A 1,420-nucleotide genomic window follows, 5' to 3' on the forward strand; every position below is an offset into this window, starting at 1 on the left:
GAAGCTTGTAGCCGGGCTCGGCTCGGAAGCTTGTAGCCGGGCTCGGCTCGGAAGCTTGTAGTCGGGCTCGGCTCGGAAGCTTGTAGCCGGGCGCGGCTCGGAAGCTTGTAGCGGCGCCCGGCCCGTCCCACACTGCACCGCAACACCAGTCACGCCTGAAAAGCAGGAGTCCCAGGACCCATGACCGACATCGTCATCGCCTCCGCCGCCCGCACGCCGGTGGGCTCCTTCAACGGCGCCTTCGCCAGCCTCTCCGCCCATGCGCTGGGCACCGTCGCGATCCAGGCCGCGCTGGCCCGTGCCGGGGTGAAGGCGGAGGAGGTGGATGAGGTGATCCTGGGCCAGGTGCTGCCCGCCGGCGCCGGCCAGAACCCCGCCCGCCAGGCAGCGGTGGCCGCCGGCATCCCCGTGGAACGCACGGCCTTCGGCATCAACCAGCTCTGCGGTTCCGGGCTTCGCAGCGTGGCGCTGGCCGCGCAGCAGATCGCCTGCGGGGACGCCGCCATCGTGGTGGCCGGCGGCATGGAGAGCATGACCCAGGCCCCGCACTGCGCCCAGCTTCGCGCCGGCCAGAAGATGGGCGGGCTGGAACTGGTGGACACCATGCTGCGGGACGGGTTGTGGGACGCCTTCCAGGGCTACCACATGGGCACGACGGCCGAGAACGTCGCCCAGAAGTACCAGCTGACGCGCCAGGAGCAGGACGAATTCGCCGCCGCCAGCCAGCACAAGGCCGGCGAGGCGATGAAGGCCGGCCGCTTCAAGGACGAGATCGTCCCCGTCACGGTCAAGGGCCGCAAGGGCGACACCATCATCAGCGACGACGAATACCCGAAGCCCGAGACGACGATGGAGATCCTGGGCAAGCTCCGCCCGGCCTTCGACAAGAACGGCACCGTCACCGCCGGCAATGCGTCCGGCATCAATGACGGTGCCGCGGCGATCCTGGTGATGTCGGCGGCCGAGGCCGCCAAGCGCGGCGTGGCGCCGATGGCGCGCATCGTCTCCTGGGCCACGGCGGGGGTCGATCCCTCCATCATGGGCACGGGCCCGATCCCGGCCAGCCGCAAGGCGCTGCAGAAGGCGGGCTGGACGGTGGACATGCTCGACCTGATCGAGGCGAACGAGGCCTTCGCGGCGCAGGCCTGCGCGGTGAACAAGGACCTCGGCTGGGATCCGTCCAAGGTGAACGTGAACGGTGGCGCGATCGCGCTCGGCCATCCCATCGGTGCCTCCGGCGCCCGCGTGCTGAACACCCTGCTGTTCGAGATGCAGCGCCGCGGCGCGAAGCGCGGCCTCGCCACGCTGTGCATCGGCGGCGGCATGGGCGTCGCGATGTGTGTCGAGCGCGCCTGACGGCGTGGCGTGGGTCGAGCGCGCCTGACGGCGTGGCGTGGGTCGAGCGCGCCTGACGGCGTGG

At 71.0% G+C, this 1,420-nt stretch carries 1 protein-coding gene; it reads left to right on the top strand.

Annotation, left to right across the window (positions count from 1 at the left end):
* The first annotated feature begins 180 nt into the window (after positions 1 to 180).
* The gene (locus BM041_RS02255; RefSeq protein WP_092954867.1) at positions 181 to 1,356 is read left to right on the top strand and encodes an acetyl-CoA C-acetyltransferase; all 1,176 of its coding nucleotides are present in this window, start codon (positions 181 to 183) and stop codon (positions 1,354 to 1,356) included.
* Positions 1,357 to 1,420 lie beyond the last annotated feature (64 nt).

This window comes from Falsiroseomonas stagni DSM 19981, from assembly GCF_900114315.1.
GTDB lineage: Bacteria > Pseudomonadota > Alphaproteobacteria > Acetobacterales > Acetobacteraceae > Falsiroseomonas > Falsiroseomonas stagni.

Coding starts and splice junctions, on each gene's coding strand:
- BM041_RS02255 (WP_092954867.1), top strand. CDS start 181: ATGACCGACATCGTCATCGCCTCCGCCGCCCGCACGCCGGTGGGCTCC.